At 65.8% G+C, this 14,104-nt stretch carries 25 protein-coding genes; all 25 read left to right on the plus strand.

The window, feature by feature from the left end:
• The first annotated feature begins 29 nt into the window (after positions 1 to 29).
• The 25 genes from rplV (at position 30) to truA (ending at position 14,077) form a co-directional block, all read left to right on the plus strand.
• Complete coding sequence (rplV, locus tag OG490_RS22420) at positions 30 to 377, plus strand: 50S ribosomal protein L22 (protein WP_007265904.1); 348 nt, start codon at positions 30 to 32, stop codon at positions 375 to 377.
• The gene (gene rpsC / locus OG490_RS22425; protein ID WP_266626437.1) at positions 377 to 1,219 is read left to right on the plus strand and encodes a 30S ribosomal protein S3; all 843 of its coding nucleotides are present in this window, start codon (positions 377 to 379) and stop codon (positions 1,217 to 1,219) included. Before rplV ends, rpsC begins: the two co-directional genes overlap by 1 nt.
• Before the next feature lie 5 nt (positions 1,220 to 1,224).
• Positions 1,225 to 1,644, plus strand: a complete 420-nt coding sequence (gene rplP / locus OG490_RS22430) for a 50S ribosomal protein L16 (RefSeq protein WP_030026326.1) — start codon at positions 1,225 to 1,227, stop codon at positions 1,642 to 1,644.
• Positions 1,644 to 1,868: a 50S ribosomal protein L29 gene (gene rpmC / locus OG490_RS22435; protein ID WP_073912892.1), complete on the plus strand. Its 225-nt coding sequence runs from the start codon at positions 1,644 to 1,646 to the stop codon at positions 1,866 to 1,868. Before rplP ends, rpmC begins: the two co-directional genes overlap by 1 nt.
• Positions 1,868 to 2,149 carry a 30S ribosomal protein S17 gene (gene rpsQ, locus OG490_RS22440; RefSeq protein ID WP_053682619.1) on the plus strand — a complete coding sequence of 94 codons (282 nt, stop codon included), beginning with the start codon at positions 1,868 to 1,870 and terminating at the stop codon, positions 2,147 to 2,149. Before rpmC ends, rpsQ begins: the two co-directional genes overlap by 1 nt.
• A gap of 124 nt (positions 2,150 to 2,273) precedes the next feature.
• Positions 2,274 to 2,642 carry a 50S ribosomal protein L14 gene (gene rplN, locus OG490_RS22445; protein ID WP_003956455.1) on the plus strand — a complete coding sequence of 123 codons (369 nt, stop codon included), beginning with the start codon at positions 2,274 to 2,276 and terminating at the stop codon, positions 2,640 to 2,642.
• Positions 2,643 to 2,644: 2 nt separating this feature from the next.
• Positions 2,645 to 2,968 (plus strand): 50S ribosomal protein L24, encoded by a 324-nt coding sequence (rplX, locus tag OG490_RS22450; RefSeq protein WP_215023444.1) that lies wholly within the window; start codon positions 2,645 to 2,647, stop codon positions 2,966 to 2,968.
• Entirely contained in the window at positions 2,968 to 3,519 is a 552-nt protein-coding gene (gene rplE, locus OG490_RS22455; RefSeq protein WP_030388859.1) for a 50S ribosomal protein L5, read from the plus strand. The genes rplX and rplE overlap by 1 nt, the downstream gene beginning before the upstream one ends.
• Positions 3,520 to 3,524: 5 nt before the next feature.
• On the plus strand, positions 3,525 to 3,710 hold the full coding sequence (locus OG490_RS22460) for a type Z 30S ribosomal protein S14 (RefSeq protein WP_003956452.1): 186 nt from the start codon (positions 3,525 to 3,527) through the stop codon (positions 3,708 to 3,710).
• A gap of 223 nt (positions 3,711 to 3,933) precedes the next feature.
• Positions 3,934 to 4,332, plus strand: coding sequence for a 30S ribosomal protein S8 (rpsH, locus tag OG490_RS22465; protein WP_007265911.1), 399 nt, complete (start codon positions 3,934 to 3,936; stop codon positions 4,330 to 4,332).
• A gap of 20 nt (positions 4,333 to 4,352) precedes the next feature.
• A complete protein-coding gene (gene rplF / locus OG490_RS22470; protein ID WP_330298079.1) occupies positions 4,353 to 4,892 on the plus strand; it encodes a 50S ribosomal protein L6 in 540 nt (179 codons plus the stop codon).
• A gap of 2 nt (positions 4,893 to 4,894) precedes the next feature.
• Entirely contained in the window at positions 4,895 to 5,278 is a 384-nt protein-coding gene (gene rplR / locus OG490_RS22475; protein ID WP_030008471.1) for a 50S ribosomal protein L18, read from the plus strand.
• A 46-nt stretch (positions 5,279 to 5,324) separates the two neighbouring features.
• On the plus strand, positions 5,325 to 5,927 hold the full coding sequence (rpsE, locus tag OG490_RS22480; protein ID WP_008739695.1) for a 30S ribosomal protein S5: 603 nt from the start codon (positions 5,325 to 5,327) through the stop codon (positions 5,925 to 5,927).
• On the plus strand, positions 5,927 to 6,109 hold the full coding sequence (gene rpmD, locus OG490_RS22485; protein WP_112447741.1) for a 50S ribosomal protein L30: 183 nt from the start codon (positions 5,927 to 5,929) through the stop codon (positions 6,107 to 6,109). The genes rpsE and rpmD overlap by 1 nt, the downstream gene beginning before the upstream one ends.
• Before the next feature lies 1 nt (position 6,110).
• On the plus strand, positions 6,111 to 6,566 hold the full coding sequence (gene rplO, locus OG490_RS22490; RefSeq protein ID WP_330298080.1) for a 50S ribosomal protein L15: 456 nt from the start codon (positions 6,111 to 6,113) through the stop codon (positions 6,564 to 6,566).
• A 186-nt stretch (positions 6,567 to 6,752) separates the two neighbouring features.
• Complete coding sequence (secY, locus tag OG490_RS22495; protein ID WP_330298081.1) at positions 6,753 to 8,066, plus strand: preprotein translocase subunit SecY; 1,314 nt, start codon at positions 6,753 to 6,755, stop codon at positions 8,064 to 8,066.
• Positions 8,066 to 8,713: an adenylate kinase gene (locus OG490_RS22500; protein ID WP_330298082.1), complete on the plus strand. Its 648-nt coding sequence runs from the start codon at positions 8,066 to 8,068 to the stop codon at positions 8,711 to 8,713. Before secY ends, OG490_RS22500 begins: the two co-directional genes overlap by 1 nt.
• 119 nt (positions 8,714 to 8,832) lie before the next feature.
• Positions 8,833 to 9,684: a type I methionyl aminopeptidase gene (map, locus tag OG490_RS22505; RefSeq protein ID WP_330298083.1), complete on the plus strand. Its 852-nt coding sequence runs from the start codon at positions 8,833 to 8,835 to the stop codon at positions 9,682 to 9,684.
• Between the two features lie 191 nt (positions 9,685 to 9,875).
• The gene (gene infA, locus OG490_RS22510; protein ID WP_003956442.1) at positions 9,876 to 10,097 is read left to right on the plus strand and encodes a translation initiation factor IF-1; all 222 of its coding nucleotides are present in this window, start codon (positions 9,876 to 9,878) and stop codon (positions 10,095 to 10,097) included.
• 74 nt (positions 10,098 to 10,171) lie between these two features.
• Positions 10,172 to 10,285: a 50S ribosomal protein L36 gene (rpmJ, locus tag OG490_RS22515; protein WP_003956441.1), complete on the plus strand. Its 114-nt coding sequence runs from the start codon at positions 10,172 to 10,174 to the stop codon at positions 10,283 to 10,285.
• A gap of 200 nt (positions 10,286 to 10,485) precedes the next feature.
• Positions 10,486 to 10,866 carry a 30S ribosomal protein S13 gene (gene rpsM / locus OG490_RS22520; protein WP_053682609.1) on the plus strand — a complete coding sequence of 127 codons (381 nt, stop codon included), beginning with the start codon at positions 10,486 to 10,488 and terminating at the stop codon, positions 10,864 to 10,866.
• Positions 10,867 to 10,920: 54 nt separating this feature from the next.
• Complete coding sequence (gene rpsK / locus OG490_RS22525; protein WP_006376016.1) at positions 10,921 to 11,325, plus strand: 30S ribosomal protein S11; 405 nt, start codon at positions 10,921 to 10,923, stop codon at positions 11,323 to 11,325.
• 184 nt (positions 11,326 to 11,509) lie between these two features.
• Positions 11,510 to 12,532 carry a DNA-directed RNA polymerase subunit alpha gene (locus OG490_RS22530; protein ID WP_008739666.1) on the plus strand — a complete coding sequence of 341 codons (1,023 nt, stop codon included), beginning with the start codon at positions 11,510 to 11,512 and terminating at the stop codon, positions 12,530 to 12,532.
• Positions 12,533 to 12,664: 132 nt separating this feature from the next.
• Complete coding sequence (gene rplQ, locus OG490_RS22535) at positions 12,665 to 13,126, plus strand: 50S ribosomal protein L17 (RefSeq protein WP_330298084.1); 462 nt, start codon at positions 12,665 to 12,667, stop codon at positions 13,124 to 13,126.
• Between the two features lie 99 nt (positions 13,127 to 13,225).
• A complete protein-coding gene (gene truA / locus OG490_RS22540) occupies positions 13,226 to 14,077 on the plus strand; it encodes a tRNA pseudouridine(38-40) synthase TruA (RefSeq protein WP_330298085.1) in 852 nt (283 codons plus the stop codon).
• The last annotated feature ends 27 nt before the right edge of the window (positions 14,078 to 14,104 follow it).

Consider the following 14,104-nt stretch of genomic DNA (forward strand, 5'->3'; position numbering starts at 1 on the left):
CGACTATGACTTACACCGAAGGGACAACCATGGAAGCCAGGGCCCAGGCGCGGTACATCCGCGTCACGCCCATGAAGGCCCGCCGAGTGGTGGACCTTATCCGTGGCATGGATGCCACGGAGGCTCAGGCGGTCCTGCGTTTCGCCCCGCAGGCCGCGAGCGTGCCGGTTGGCAAGGTGCTCGACAGCGCCATTGCCAACGCCGCACACAACTACAACCACCCGGACGCCTCCACGCTGGTCATCAGCGAGGCGTACGTGGACGAGGGCCCGACCCTGAAGCGGTTCCGTCCGCGTGCACAGGGCCGTGCCTACCGGATCCGCAAGCGGACCAGCCACATCACCGTGGTCGTCAGCAGCAAGGAAGGTTCCCGGTAATGGGCCAGAAGGTAAACCCGCACGGGTTCCGGCTCGGCATCACCACCGACTTCAAGTCGCGTTGGTACGCCGACAAGCTGTACAAGGACTACGTCAAGGAAGACGTCGCCATCCGCAGGATGATGACGTCCGGCATGGAGCGCGCCGGCATCTCGAAGGTTGAGATCGAGCGCACCCGTGACCGCGTGCGTGTGGACATCCACACCGCTCGTCCGGGCATCGTCATCGGCCGCCGTGGCGCCGAGGCCGACCGCATCCGCGGTGACCTCGAGAAGCTCACGGGCAAGCAGGTCCAGCTGAACATCCTCGAGGTCAAGAACCCCGAGCTCGACGCTCAGCTGGTTGCCCAGGCCGTTGCCGAGCAGCTCTCCTCCCGCGTCTCCTTCCGTCGCGCCATGCGTAAGAGCATGCAGGGCACGATGAAGGCCGGCGCCAAGGGCATCAAGATCCAGTGTGGCGGTCGCCTCGGCGGCGCCGAGATGTCCCGCTCCGAGTTCTACCGCGAAGGCCGTGTGCCGCTGCACACCCTCCGCGCGAACGTGGACTACGGCTTCTTCGAGGCCAAGACCACCTTCGGCCGTATCGGTGTGAAGGTCTGGATCTACAAGGGCGACGTCAAGAACATCGCCGAGGTTCGCGCCGAGAACGCTGCGGCCCGTGCGGGTAACCGCCCGGCCCGTGGTGCCGCAGGCGCTGGCGACCGTCCCGCCGGCCGTGGTGGCCGTGGTGGCGAGCGCGGCGGCCGTGGTGGCCGCAAGCCGCAGCAGGCTGCTGGTGCCGAGGCCCCCAAGGCCGACGCTCCCGCCGCCGCTCCGGCCGAGAGCACCGGAACGGAGGCCTGACCGACATGCTGATCCCTCGTAGGGTCAAGCACCGCAAGCAGCACCACCCGAAGCGCCGTGGTATGGCCAAGGGCGGTACTGAGGTCTCGTTCGGCGAGTACGGCATCCAGGCGCTTACCCCCGCCTACGTGACGAACCGCCAGATCGAGGCGGCTCGTATCGCGATGACCCGCCACATCAAGCGTGGCGGCAAGGTCTGGATCAACATTTACCCGGACCGTCCCCTGACGAAGAAGCCTGCCGAGACCCGCATGGGTTCCGGTAAGGGTTCTCCCGAGTGGTGGATCGCGAACGTGCACCCGGGCCGGGTCATGTTCGAGCTGTCCTACCCGAACGAGAAGATTGCTCGTGAGGCGCTCACCCGCGCTGCTCACAAGCTTCCGATGAAGTGCCGGATTGTTCGGCGCGAGGCAGGTGAGTCGTGATGGCGACGGGAACCAAGGCGTCCGAGCTGCGTGAGCTCGGCAACGAGGAGCTCGTTGGCAAGCTGCGCGAGGCCAAGGAAGAGCTGTTCAAGCTTCGCTTCCAGGCTGCCACGGGCCAGCTCGAGAACAACGGCCGGCTCCGTTCCGTCCGCAAGGACATCGCCCGGATCTACACCCTGATGCACGAGCGCGAGCTCGGCATCGAGACGGTGGAGAGCGCCTGATGAGCGAGAAGAATGTGACTGAGACCCAGGACCGCGGCTTCCGCAAGACCCGTGAGGGCCTCGTCGTCAGCGACAAGATGGACAAGACTGTCGTCGTCGCCGTCGAGGACCGCGTGAAGCACGCCCTGTACGGCAAGGTCATCCGCCGTACGAACAAGCTCAAGGCTCACGACGAGCAGAACGCTGCCGGCGTCGGCGACCGCGTCCTCATCATGGAGACGCGTCCGCTGTCGGCGAGCAAGCGCTGGCGCATCGTCGAGATCCTCGAGAAGGCCAAGTAAGTATCTGAGGCCCCGGGCATCAAGCCCGGGGGCCCCTCAGGTTCGTTCCGCCAGGCTCGGTGGGGGCGGTAGCTCTTCGGAGTGATGCCCCCGCCGGGAACCGGCAGACAAACAGGAGATAGACGTGATCCAGCAGGAGTCGCGACTGCGTGTCGCCGACAACACTGGTGCCAAGGAGATCCTTTGCATCCGTGTTCTCGGTGGTTCCGGTCGCCGCTACGCGGGCATCGGTGACGTCATCGTTGCCACCGTCAAGGACGCGATCCCCGGTGGCAACGTGAAGAAGGGTGACGTCGTCAAGGCGGTCATCGTTCGCACCGTGAAGGAACGCCGCCGCCAGGACGGCTCGTACATCCGCTTCGACGAGAACGCCGCCGTCATTCTGAAGAACGACGGCGACCCTCGTGGCACCCGTATCTTCGGCCCGGTGGGCCGTGAGCTGCGCGAGAAGAAGTTCATGAAGATCATCTCGCTCGCGCCGGAGGTGCTGTAAGCATGAAGATCAAGAAGGGCGACCTGGTTCAGGTCATCACCGGTAAGGACAAGGGCAAGCAGGGCAAGGTCATTCTGGCCATCCCTACTGAGAACCGCGTCCTGGTCGAGGGTGTCAACCGGGTCAAGAAGCACACCAAGGCCGGTCAGACCGCTGGTGGTTCGCAGACCGGTGGCATCGTGATCACCGAGGCGCCGATCCACGTCAGCAACGTTCAGCTGGTTGTGGAGAAGGACGGCCAGAAGGTCGTTACCCGCGTCGGCTTCCGCTTCGACGACGAGGGCAACAAGATCCGCGTTGCCAAGCGGACGGGTGAGGACATCTGATGGCTACCACTCCGCGTCTCAAGACGAAGTACCGCGAGGACATCGCGGGCAAGCTGCGTGAAGAGTTCTCCTACGAGAACGTCATGCAGATTCCCGGCCTCGTGAAGATCGTGGTCAACATGGGTGTGGGCGACGCCGCCCGCGACTCCAAGCTGATCGACGGCGCCATCAAGGACCTGACGACGATCACCGGTCAGAAGCCGGCCGTCACGAAGGCCCGCAAGTCCATCGCGCAGTTCAAGCTGCGTGAGGGTCAGCCGATCGGCTGCCACGTCACCCTCCGCGGTGACCGCATGTGGGAGTTCCTGGACCGTACGCTGTCGCTCGCGCTGCCGCGTATCCGTGACTTCCGTGGTCTGTCGCCGAAGCAGTTCGACGGCCGTGGCAACTACACCTTCGGTCTCACGGAGCAGGTCATGTTCCACGAGATCGACCAGGACAAGATCGACCGTACCCGGGGTATGGACATCACCGTGGTCACCACGGCGACCAACGACGACGAGGGCCGCGCCCTCCTTCGTCACCTCGGCTTCCCCTTCAAGGAGGCGTAAGCGAGATGGCGAAGAAGGCTCTCATCGCGAAGGCTGCCCGCAAGCCCAAGTTCGGTGTGCGTGCGTACACCCGCTGCCAGCGCTGCGGTCGCCCCCACTCCGTGTACCGCAAGTTCGGCCTGTGCCGCGTGTGCCTTCGTGAGATGGCTCACCGTGGCGAGCTGCCGGGCGTGACCAAGAGCTCCTGGTAATTCCCTCTCGTCCGCAAGGACTTGGGAACTTCCAGGCACTCTCGGTAAGCATCTGGTCGGCGGATGCCCGGCCGCGCATGCCTTAGGCTTGTGTGGTTGGGCGTCCGCCGCCCATAACGACTTACTACGCCGTAGGTCCCCGCACCGCACCCGTCCCGCCACTGAGTGGGGAGAGGGATGGCGCATACAGGAAACCCCGGCGAGAGAGGCCGAAGGCCACTTCATGACCATGACTGACCCGATCGCAGACATGCTCACGCGTCTGCGTAACGCTAACTCGGCGTACCACGACACCGTGGTGATGCCGCACAGCAAGATCAAGTCGCACATCGCAGAGATCCTCAAGCAAGAGGGTTTCATCACCGGCTGGAAGGTCGAGGACGCCGAGGTCGGCAAGAACCTCGTCCTCGAGCTGAAGTTCGGGCCGAACCGTGAGCGCTCCATTGCGGGCATCAAGCGGATCTCGAAGCCCGGTCTGCGTGTGTACGCAAAGTCCACCAACCTGCCGAAGGTGCTCGGCGGCCTGGGCGTGGCGATCATCTCCACGTCCCACGGTCTGCTCACCGGCCAGCAGGCAGGCAAGAAGGGCGTAGGTGGGGAAGTCCTCGCCTACGTCTGGTAGTCGGGAACGGAGGAAAAGCAATGTCGCGAATCGGCAAGCTCCCCATCCAGGTTCCCGCCGGTGTGGACGTCACCATCGACGGCCAGGCGGTCGCTGTGAAGGGCCCCAAGGGTTCCCTCGCGCTGACCATCAAGGCGCCGATCGAGATCGTCAAGGGTGAGGACGGCGTTCTGAACGTCGTTCGTCCCAACGACGAGCGTCAGAACAAGGCCCTGCACGGCCTGTCCCGCACGCTGGTGGCGAACATGATCACCGGCGTGACCACGGGTTACGTCAAGGCTCTTGAGATCAGCGGTGTCGGTTACCGCGTCGCCGCGAAGGGCTCCAACCTGGAGTTCCAGCTTGGCTACAGCCACCCGATCCTGATCGAGGCGCCCGAGGGCATCTCCTTCAAGGTCGAGTCGCCCACCAAGTTCTCGGTCGAGGGCATCGACAAGCAGAAGGTCGGCGAGGTCGCCGCCAACATCCGCAAGCTGCGGAAGCCCGACCCGTACAAGGCCAAGGGTGTCAAGTACGCCGGCGAAGTCATCCGCCGCAAGGTCGGAAAGGCTGGTAAGTAGCCATGGCATACGGTGTAAAGATCGCCAAGGGCGACGCGTACAAGCGTGCCGCCAAGGCCCGTCGCCACATCCGCATCCGCAAGAACGTCTCGGGTACGGCGGAGCGTCCGCGCCTCGTCGTGACGCGTTCCAACCGCAACATCGTTGCTCAGGTCATCGACGACCTCCAGGGTCACACCCTGGCGTCGGCGTCGACCCTGGACGCTTCGATCCGTGGTGGCGAAGGCGACAAGAGCTCGCAGGCCCAGGCTGTCGGCGCACTCGTCGCCGAGCGTGCCAAGGCCGCGGGTGTCGAGACCGTCGTGTTCGACCGCGGTGGCAACCGATACGCCGGGCGCATTGCCGCTCTGGCTGACGCCGCCCGCGAAGCCGGGCTGAAGTTCTAAGCCCCGTTTTCCGGGACTCACGGACGTAACAGAGAGAGGTAATCCAATGGCTGGACCCCAGCGCCGCGGAAGCGGTGCCGGTGGCGGCGAGCGGCGGGACCGGAAGGGTCGCGACGGTGGCCCTGCCGCCGAGAAGACCGCTTACGTTGAGCGCGTTGTCGCGATCAACCGCGTCGCCAAGGTTGTCAAGGGTGGTCGCCGCTTCAGCTTCACCGCGCTGGTCGTGGTGGGCGACGGTGACGGCACTGTAGGTGTCGGTTACGGCAAGGCCAAGGAAGTTCCCGCGGCCATCGCCAAGGGTGTCGAGGAAGCCAAGAAGTCCTTCTTCAAGGTTCCGCGCATCCAGGGCACCATTCCTCACCCGATCACGGGCGAGCGCGCCGCGGGCGTCGTGCTGCTGAAGCCGGCCGCCCCTGGTACCGGTGTTATCGCCGGTGGCCCGGTGCGCGCCGTTCTGGAGTGCGCCGGCGTTCACGACATCCTGTCGAAGTCGCTCGGCTCTTCCAACGCGATCAACATCGTGCACGCGACCGTGGCGGCCCTCAAGGGCCTGCAGCGTCCCGAGGAGATCGCGGCTCGCCGTGGTCTGCCCCTCGAGGACGTCGCTCCCGCGGCTCTGCTCCGTGCGCGTGCTGGGGCGGGTGCGTAATGGCTCGCCTCAAGGTCACGCAGATCAAGTCGTACATCGGCAGCAAGCAGAACCACCGCGACACGCTGCGTTCGCTCGGGCTCAAGCGCCTGAACGACGTCGTCGTCAAGGAGGACCGCCCCGAGTTCCGCGGAATGGTTCACACCGTCCGCCACCTCGTGACGGTTGAGGAGGTTGACTAACATGGCTGAAAGCAGCCCGCTGAAGGCCCACAACCTCCGTCCCGCCCCCGGCGCCAAGACCGCGAAGACCCGTGTCGGTCGTGGTGAGGCGTCGAAGGGTAAGACGGCTGGTCGTGGTACCAAGGGCCAGAAGGCCCGTTACCAGATCCCGCAGCGCTTCGAGGGTGGGCAGATGCCCCTCCACATGCGTCTGCCGAAGCTCAAGGGCTTCAAGAACCCGTTCCGCACCGAGTTCCAGGTCGTGAACCTGGACAAGCTCGGCGCTCTCTACCCCGAGGGTGGAGAGGTCACGGTGGCCGACCTGGTCGCCAAGGGCGCGGTTCGCAAGAACAGCCTCGTCAAGGTCCTGGGCCAGGGCGAGATCTCCGTGGCGCTGCAGGTTTCGGTTGACGCCGTTTCCGGCTCCGCCAAGGAGAAGATTGCCGCCGCTGGTGGCACCGTGACCGAGCTCGTCTAAGACGAACTCAGTGACAAATAGCTAGAAACCCGACCGGGGATGCCTCACATATGGGGCATCCCCGGTTGGTCGTTCCACGGGGGGCGCAGACGCCGGTATGGTGGCCTGCACCTTTGCTTGTCTTTATTCGTCGATCCCTCAGACCGTCACCTCTGACGCAGTAGCGCGGGGGTCGCAGGAGGCACCGTGCTCACCGCGTTCGCCCGGGCGTTCAAGACGCCCGACCTGCGCAAGAAGCTGCTTTTCACGCTCGGCATCATCGTGCTGTATCGGCTCGGGTCGCATGTGCCCGTACCTGGTGTGAGCTACAAGAACGTTCAGATCTGTGTCGACTCGGCCGGGAGCAGCAACAGCCTCTTCGGTCTCGTCAACATGTTCAGCGGCGGTGCGCTGCTGCAGATCACGATCTTTGCGCTCGGCATCATGCCGTACATCACGGCGAGCATCATTCTGCAGCTGCTGACCGTGGTCATCCCGAAGCTGGAGAACCTCAAAAAAGAGGGTCAGGCCGGCACGTCGAAGATCACTCAGTACACGCGCTATCTGACGGTCGCGCTCGCGATCCTGCAGGGCACCGGCCTCGTCGCCACTGCCCGCAGCGGCGCCCTTTTCCAGGGCTGCGCGGTCAAGGACCAGATCGTCCCCGACCGGTCGATCTTCACCACCGTCGTCATGGTGCTCACCATGACCGCCGGTACCTGCCTCGTCATGTGGCTCGGTGAGCTCATCACCGACCGCGGTATCGGCAACGGCATGTCGATCCTGATGTTCATCTCGATCGCCGCGGGCTTCGTCGGCGCCCTCTGGCAGATCAAGCTCCAGGGCAAGATCGCGGGTGGCTGGGTCGAGTTCGGCATCGTCATCCTGGTCGGCCTCGCGATGGTGGCCCTGGTGGTCTTCGTCGAACAGGCGCAGCGACGGATCCCCGTCCAGTACGCGAAGCGCATGATCGGCCGCCGTGCTTACGGCGGTACCTCGACGTACATCCCGCTCAAGGTGAACCAGGCCGGTGTCATCCCGGTCATCTTCGCCTCGTCGCTGCTGTACATCCCGGCACTGATCGTCCAGTTCAGCGGTTCCACCGCCGGCTGGGCCACGTGGATCCAGAAGCACTTCGTCAAGGGCGACCACCCGTACTACATCGCCGCGTACTTCCTCCTGATCGTCTTCTTCGCGTTCTTCTACGTGGCGATCTCGTTCAACCCCGAGGAAGTTGCCGACAACATGAAGAAGTATGGTGGCTTCATCCCGGGTATCCGCGCCGGTCGGCCTACCGCCGAGTACTTGAGCTACGTACTCAACCGGATCACCTGGCCGGGGTCGCTGTACCTGGGTCTCATTGCTCTCGTGCCGACGATGGCGTTGGCGGGCTTCGGAGCGAACCAGAGCTTCCCGTTCGGCGGGACGAGCATCCTGATCATCGTGGGTGTGGGTCTGGAAACCGTGAAGCAGATCGAGAGCCAGCTCCAGCAGCGTAATTACGAAGGGTTCCTCCGCTGATGCGAATCGTCCTCGTCGGACCGCCCGGTGCGGGCAAGGGAACGCAGGCGGCCGTGCTTGCCAAGACCCTGTCGATCCCGCACATCTCCACGGGTGACCTGTTCCGGGCCAACATCAGTCAGGGCACCGAGCTCGGCCGTCGTGCGAAGGCGTTCATGGACGCCGGCGACCTCGTCCCGGACGAGATCACCATCGGCATGGCCAAGGACCGCATGGAGCAGGCGGACGCCGCGGGCGGTTTCCTGCTCGACGGGTTCCCGCGCAACGTGTCGCAGGCCGAGGCCCTCGACGTGATGCTGAAGGCCGAGGGCATGAACCTCGACGCCGTCCTCGACCTGGAGGTCGAGGAGGACGAGGTCGTCAAGCGTCTCGCCGGGCGGCGCACCTGCCGCAACGACGGCTCGCACGTGTTCCACGTCGCGTACGCCCCGCCGAAGGTCGAAGGCGTCTGCGACGTCTGCGGCGGCGAGCTGTACGTCCGCGAGGACCAGTCCGAGGACGCGGTGCGCAACCGGCTCGAGGTCTACCACACCCAGACCGAGCCGATCATCGACTACTACAAGGCCCAGGGCCTCGTGTCGACGATCCCGGCGCTGGGCGAGGTCAAGGACGTCACGCAGCGCGCGATGGACGCCCTGAAGAAGTAGTTGCTGCGTTCCCCCGCAGCGCAGTGTTTTCCTTAGTGCAGCCACGGCCGCGGTGTCCCCAGGACGCCGCGGCCGTACTGTTGATGCGACCGTCGAACCGAAGGTGGAAGGCAATTCCCATGGTCCAGATCAAGACCCCCGAGCAGATCGCGAAGATGCGCGAGGCGGGGCTGGTCGTCGCCGCGATCCACGCGGCGACCCGTGAGGCGGCCGTGCCCGGCGCCACGACGCGGGATCTGGACATGGTGGCCCGCAAGGTCATCGCGGACGCCGGCGCCAAGTCGAACTTCCTCGGCTACGGGGGCTTCCCCGCGACCATCTGCACCTCGGCCAACGAGGTCGTCGTCCACGGCATCCCGGACGACAAGACCGTCCTCAAGGACGGCGACATCATCTCGATCGACGCCGGTGCGATCGTCGACGGCTGGCACGGCGACGCCGCGTACACCGCCTTCGTGGGCACTGGGCACGCGCCTGAGCTGCTGGAGCTCTCCCGGGTGACCGAGGAGTCCATGTGGGCCGGGATCGCCGCCATGAAGCTCGGCAACCGGCTCGTGGACATCTCGAAGGCGATCGAGACGTACATCAAGCGCCAGCCGCGCCCCTCCACGGGTGAGCACAGCCTCGGCAAGTTCGGGATCATCGAGGACTACGGCGGCCACGGCATCGGTTCCGAGATGCACATGGACCCCCACCTGCTGAACTACGTCTCCCGCAAGCGCGGCAAGGGGATCAAGCTGGTCCCGGGCCTGTGCCTGGCGATCGAGCCGATGGTCTCCTTGGGCACCGCCCAGACGGAGGTACTGGCGGACGACTGGACGGTCATCACCACGGACGGCACCTGGTCCTCGCACTGGGAGCACTCCATCGCCCTGACCGAGGAGGGCCCGATCGTGCTGACCTCCCCGGACTGCGGCAAGGCGAAGCTGGCGGAGTACGGCATCACCACCGCGCCCGACCCGCTGGGCTAGGGCGGGCGGTAGGGCCGGGCGGCCGGTCGACCGCGCTGACCAGGATTGATGATCTATCCTGTAGGGCACACTTTCCGGATTCGTCTTTCGGTGGGCCCTGACGTAGACTGACTCGTCGGCTCCTTTGCACCCGCATGTCCTCATGCGAAGGCGGGGGAGCTGATCAAGGTAGCCGATTCGAAAGGCGAAGCGTGGCCAAGAAGCAAGGTGCCATCGAAATCGAGGGCACCGTGATCGAGTCCCTCCCGAACGCGATGTTCAAGGTGGAACTCCAGAACGGTCACAAAGTCCTCGCGCACATCAGCGGCAAGATGCGCATGCACTACATCCGCATCCTCCCTGATGACCGGGTCGTCGTGGAGCTGTCTCCGTACGACCTGACGCGTGGCCGGATCGTCTACCGATACAAGTAGATCTTGTCTTCACTCCCGTCCGGACATTCCGTCCCGGCGCGGGTGGTGGCACTGACCCGGAGAACCTCACCAACATGAAGGTCAAGCCGAGCGTCAAGAAGATCTGCGACAAGTGCAAGGTGATCCGCCGTCACGGTCGGGTCATGGTCATCTGCGACAACCTGCGCCACAAGCAGCGCCAGGGCTGACGCACGCCGACCGACCTGCACTACGCAGCTCTTCGCGCGACGTAAGAAAACGTACATACGCAGAACCCGCCTAGCCCCGACCAGGGCCGGCGGCACCTCCGGCGGGGGCCGGGGACCCGGACGTACCACCACCCATCAGGTGTGGTCGGCGGCCGGGGTTCGGTTCTGCTGAAGACCCCCGAACACACAGGAGCCATTGAATGGCACGCGTTTCCGGTGTTGACATCCCGCGCGAAAAGCGTGTGGAGATCGCACTCACCTACGTCTTCGGTGTCGGTCGCACCCGGTCCAAGGAAATCCTTGCGGCCACCGGTGTGAACCCCGACACCCGCGTTCGTGACCTGGCCGAAGAAGACCTGGTCAAGATCCGCGAGTACGTGGACGCCAACCTCCGCACCGAGGGTGACCTCCGCCGCGAGATCCAGGCCGACATCCGCCGCAAGGTCGAGATCCAGTGCTACCAGGGTGTTCGCCACCGTCGTGGCCTGCCCGTGCACGGTCAGCGCACCAGCACGAACGCCCGTACCCGCAAGGGTCCGCGTCGCGCGATCGCCGGTAAGAAGAAGCCGGGCAAGAAGTAGTCCTGTTCAGCGGTCTTGCGCTGTAGGACCGACCACCTCCCGTAGGAGATTTAGATGCCCCCCAAGGGTCGTCAGGGCGCTGCCAAGAAGGTGCGCCGCAAGGAAAAGAAGAACGTCGCTCATGGGCACGCCCACATCAAGAGCACGTTCAACAACACCATCGTTTCGATCACGGACCCCGCGGGCAACGTGATCTCCTGGGCCTCCGCCGGCCACGTCGGCTTCAAGGGCTCGCGCAAGTCCACCCCCTTCGCCGCGCAGATGGCCGCTGAGTCGGCCGCCCGTCGCGCGCAGGAGCACGGCATGCGCAAGGTCGACGTCTTCGTCAAGGGTCCCGGCTCCGGCCGTGAGACCGCGATCCGCTCCCTCCAGGCCACTGGCCTCGAGGTCGGCTCGATCCAGGACGTCACCCCCACCCCGCACAACGGCTGCCGTCCGCCCAAGCGTCGCCGCGTCTGATTCGGCGGCGCCGGGCTTCGCGCCTGTGCGTCTTTGAGTGTCCGGGCGGTACGAACCCTTCGCGGGGGACGTACCGCCCGTACCCTTGTAGTTCGTAGTGCCACGTGTGAGCGGACCCGTGCACCCATCGGGGCCGCATCCGTCGGGCGTCAAATAGTGGGCGTCCACGAATGAAGGAATCCACATGCTTATCGCTCAGCGCCCCTCGCTGACCGAAGAGGTCGTCGACGAGTACCGCTCGCGGTTCGTGATCGAGCCGCTCGAGCCGGGCTTCGGCTACACCCTCGGCAACTCGCTGCGCCGCACGCTCCTGTCCTCGATCCCGGGTGCCGCTGTCACCAGCATCCGCGTGGACGGCGTCCTGCACGAGTTCACCACCGTGCCGGGTGTCAAGGAAGACGTCACCGACATCATCCTCAACATCAAGCAGCTGGTCGTCTCCTCGGAGCACGACGAGCCGGTCGTGATGTACCTGCGCAAGCAGGGTCCCGGCCTGGTCACCGCTGCCGACATCGCGCCCCCGGCCGGTGTCGAGGTGCACAACCCGGACCTGGTCCTCGCCACGCTCAACGGCAAGGGCAAGCTGGAGATGGAGCTGACCGTCGAGCGCGGTCGCGGCTACGTCTCCGCCGTCCAGAACAAGCAGCTGGGCCAGGAGATCGGTCGCATCCCGATCGACTCCATCTACAGCCCGGTCCTCAAGGTCACCTACAAGGTCGAGGCGACCCGAGTCGAGCAGCGCACCGACTTCGACAAGCTGATCGTCGACGTCGAGACCAAGCAGGCCATGCGCCCGCGCGACGCCATGGCGTCCGCCGGTAAGACCCTGGTCGAGCTGTTCGGTCTGGCGCGCGAGCTCAACATCGACGCCGAGGGCATCGACATGGGCCCCTCGCCGACGGACGCGGCCCTGGCCGCCGATCTGGCGCTGCCGATCGAGGAGCTCGAGCTCACGGTCCGCTCGTACAACTGCCTCAAGCGCGAGGGCATCCACTCCGTGGGTGAGCTCGTCGCCCGCTCCGAGGCCGACCTGCTCGACATCCGCAACTTCGGTGCGAAGTCGATCGACGAGGTCAAGGCGAAGCTCGCCGGCATGGGCCTGGCCCTCAAGGACAGCCCGCCCGGATTCGACCCGACCGCCGCTGCCGACGCCTTCGGCGCCGACGACGACGCGGACGCCGGTTTCGTCGAGACCGAGCAGTACTAGTCGGCTGGGCTCCGGCCCAGGGGATCGCAACGTCGAGCCCGAGCAGTACTAAGAACTTTCCCGCGGCATCCGCCGCGGGGGAACTGACACCGGTACCTGACACGGCCGGTGCAGATATGAAGGAGTATGACCATGCCGCGTCCCGCAAAGGGTGCCCGTCTGGGCGGCAGCGCCGCGCACGAGAAGCACCTCCTCGCGAACCTCGCGAAGGCGCTCTTCGAGCACGGCCGCATCACCACCACCGAGGCCAAGGCCCGTCGCCTGCGTCCCTACGCCGAGCGTCTGGTGACCAAGGCCAAGAAGGGCGACATCCACAACCGTCGCCTGGTGCTGCAGACGATCACGGACAAGAGCATCGTGCACACGCTGTTCACCGAGATCGCCCCGCGCTACGAGAACCGCCCCGGTGGTTACACGCGCATCACCAAGATCGGCAACCGTCGTGGCGACAACGCCCCGATGGCCGTGATCGAGCTGGTCGAGGCCCTTACGGTCGCCCAGCAGGCCACTGGTGAGGCCGAGGCCGCCACCAAGCGCGCGGTCAAGGAGGCGGAGGCTGTCGAGGTCACCGCCGAGGAGACCAAGGAGGCCTGATCCTTCGGGATCGGAGCTCGCTTGATCGGCTCTGAACGGGCCCGCCCCTTCCGGGGCGGGCCCGTTTTGCGTTTCCGTATGTCTGAGAGGATCGCTCACGTGAGTGACGAGGTGGAGCCCGGACACGTCCGGGTCAGGCTGGACCTGAGCTACGACGGCAAGGACTTCTCCGGCTGGGCGAAGCAGCGCGTGCTGCGGACCGTCCAGGGCGAGCTGGAATCCGCGCTGCAGACCGTGATGCGGCTTCCCGACCCGGTCGAGCTGACCGTGGCCGGGCGTACCGACGCGGGCGTGCACGCGCGCGGGCAGGTCGCACAGTTCGACGTACGCGACGAGGTGTGGGCCGAGCACCAGGACAAGCTGCTGCGGCGCCTCGCGGGCCGGCTGCCGCACGACGTCCGGGTGTGGAAGGCCGCCGAGGCCCCCGCCGGGTTCAACGCGCGGTTCTCCGCGATCTGGCGCCGCTACGCCTACCGCGTCGGCGACCACCAGGCCGGCGTCGACCCGCTGCGCCGCGGGCACGTGCTCTGGTACCAGTGGCCCCTGGACGTGGACGCCATGAACGAGGCCGCCGCCCAGCTGGTCGGGGAGCACGACTTCGCCGCGTACTGCAAGAAGCGCGAGGGGGCCACGACCATCCGTACGCTCCAGCAGCTCAGCTGGGAGCGGGACGCGGAGGGGATCATCACCGCGACCGTCCGCGCCGACGCCTTCTGCCACAACATGGTGCGCTCGCTGGTCGGAGCCCTGCTGCACGTCGGCGACGGCCACCGGACGACCGACTGGCCCGGCAAGGTGCTGGCCGCGGCCGTACGGGACTCCTCGGTGCACGTGGTCAAGCCGCACGGGCTGACCCTGGAGGAGGTCGGCTACCCGGCCGACGAGCTGCTGGCCGCCCGCAGCAAGGAGGCGCGGAACCTGCGCACCCTGCCGGGCAAGGGCTGCTGCTAATCAGTTTGGGTGGAACGGTGGCGGACC

The organism is Streptomyces sp. NBC_00503, from assembly GCF_036346895.1.
GTDB lineage: Bacteria > Actinomycetota > Actinomycetes > Streptomycetales > Streptomycetaceae > Streptomyces.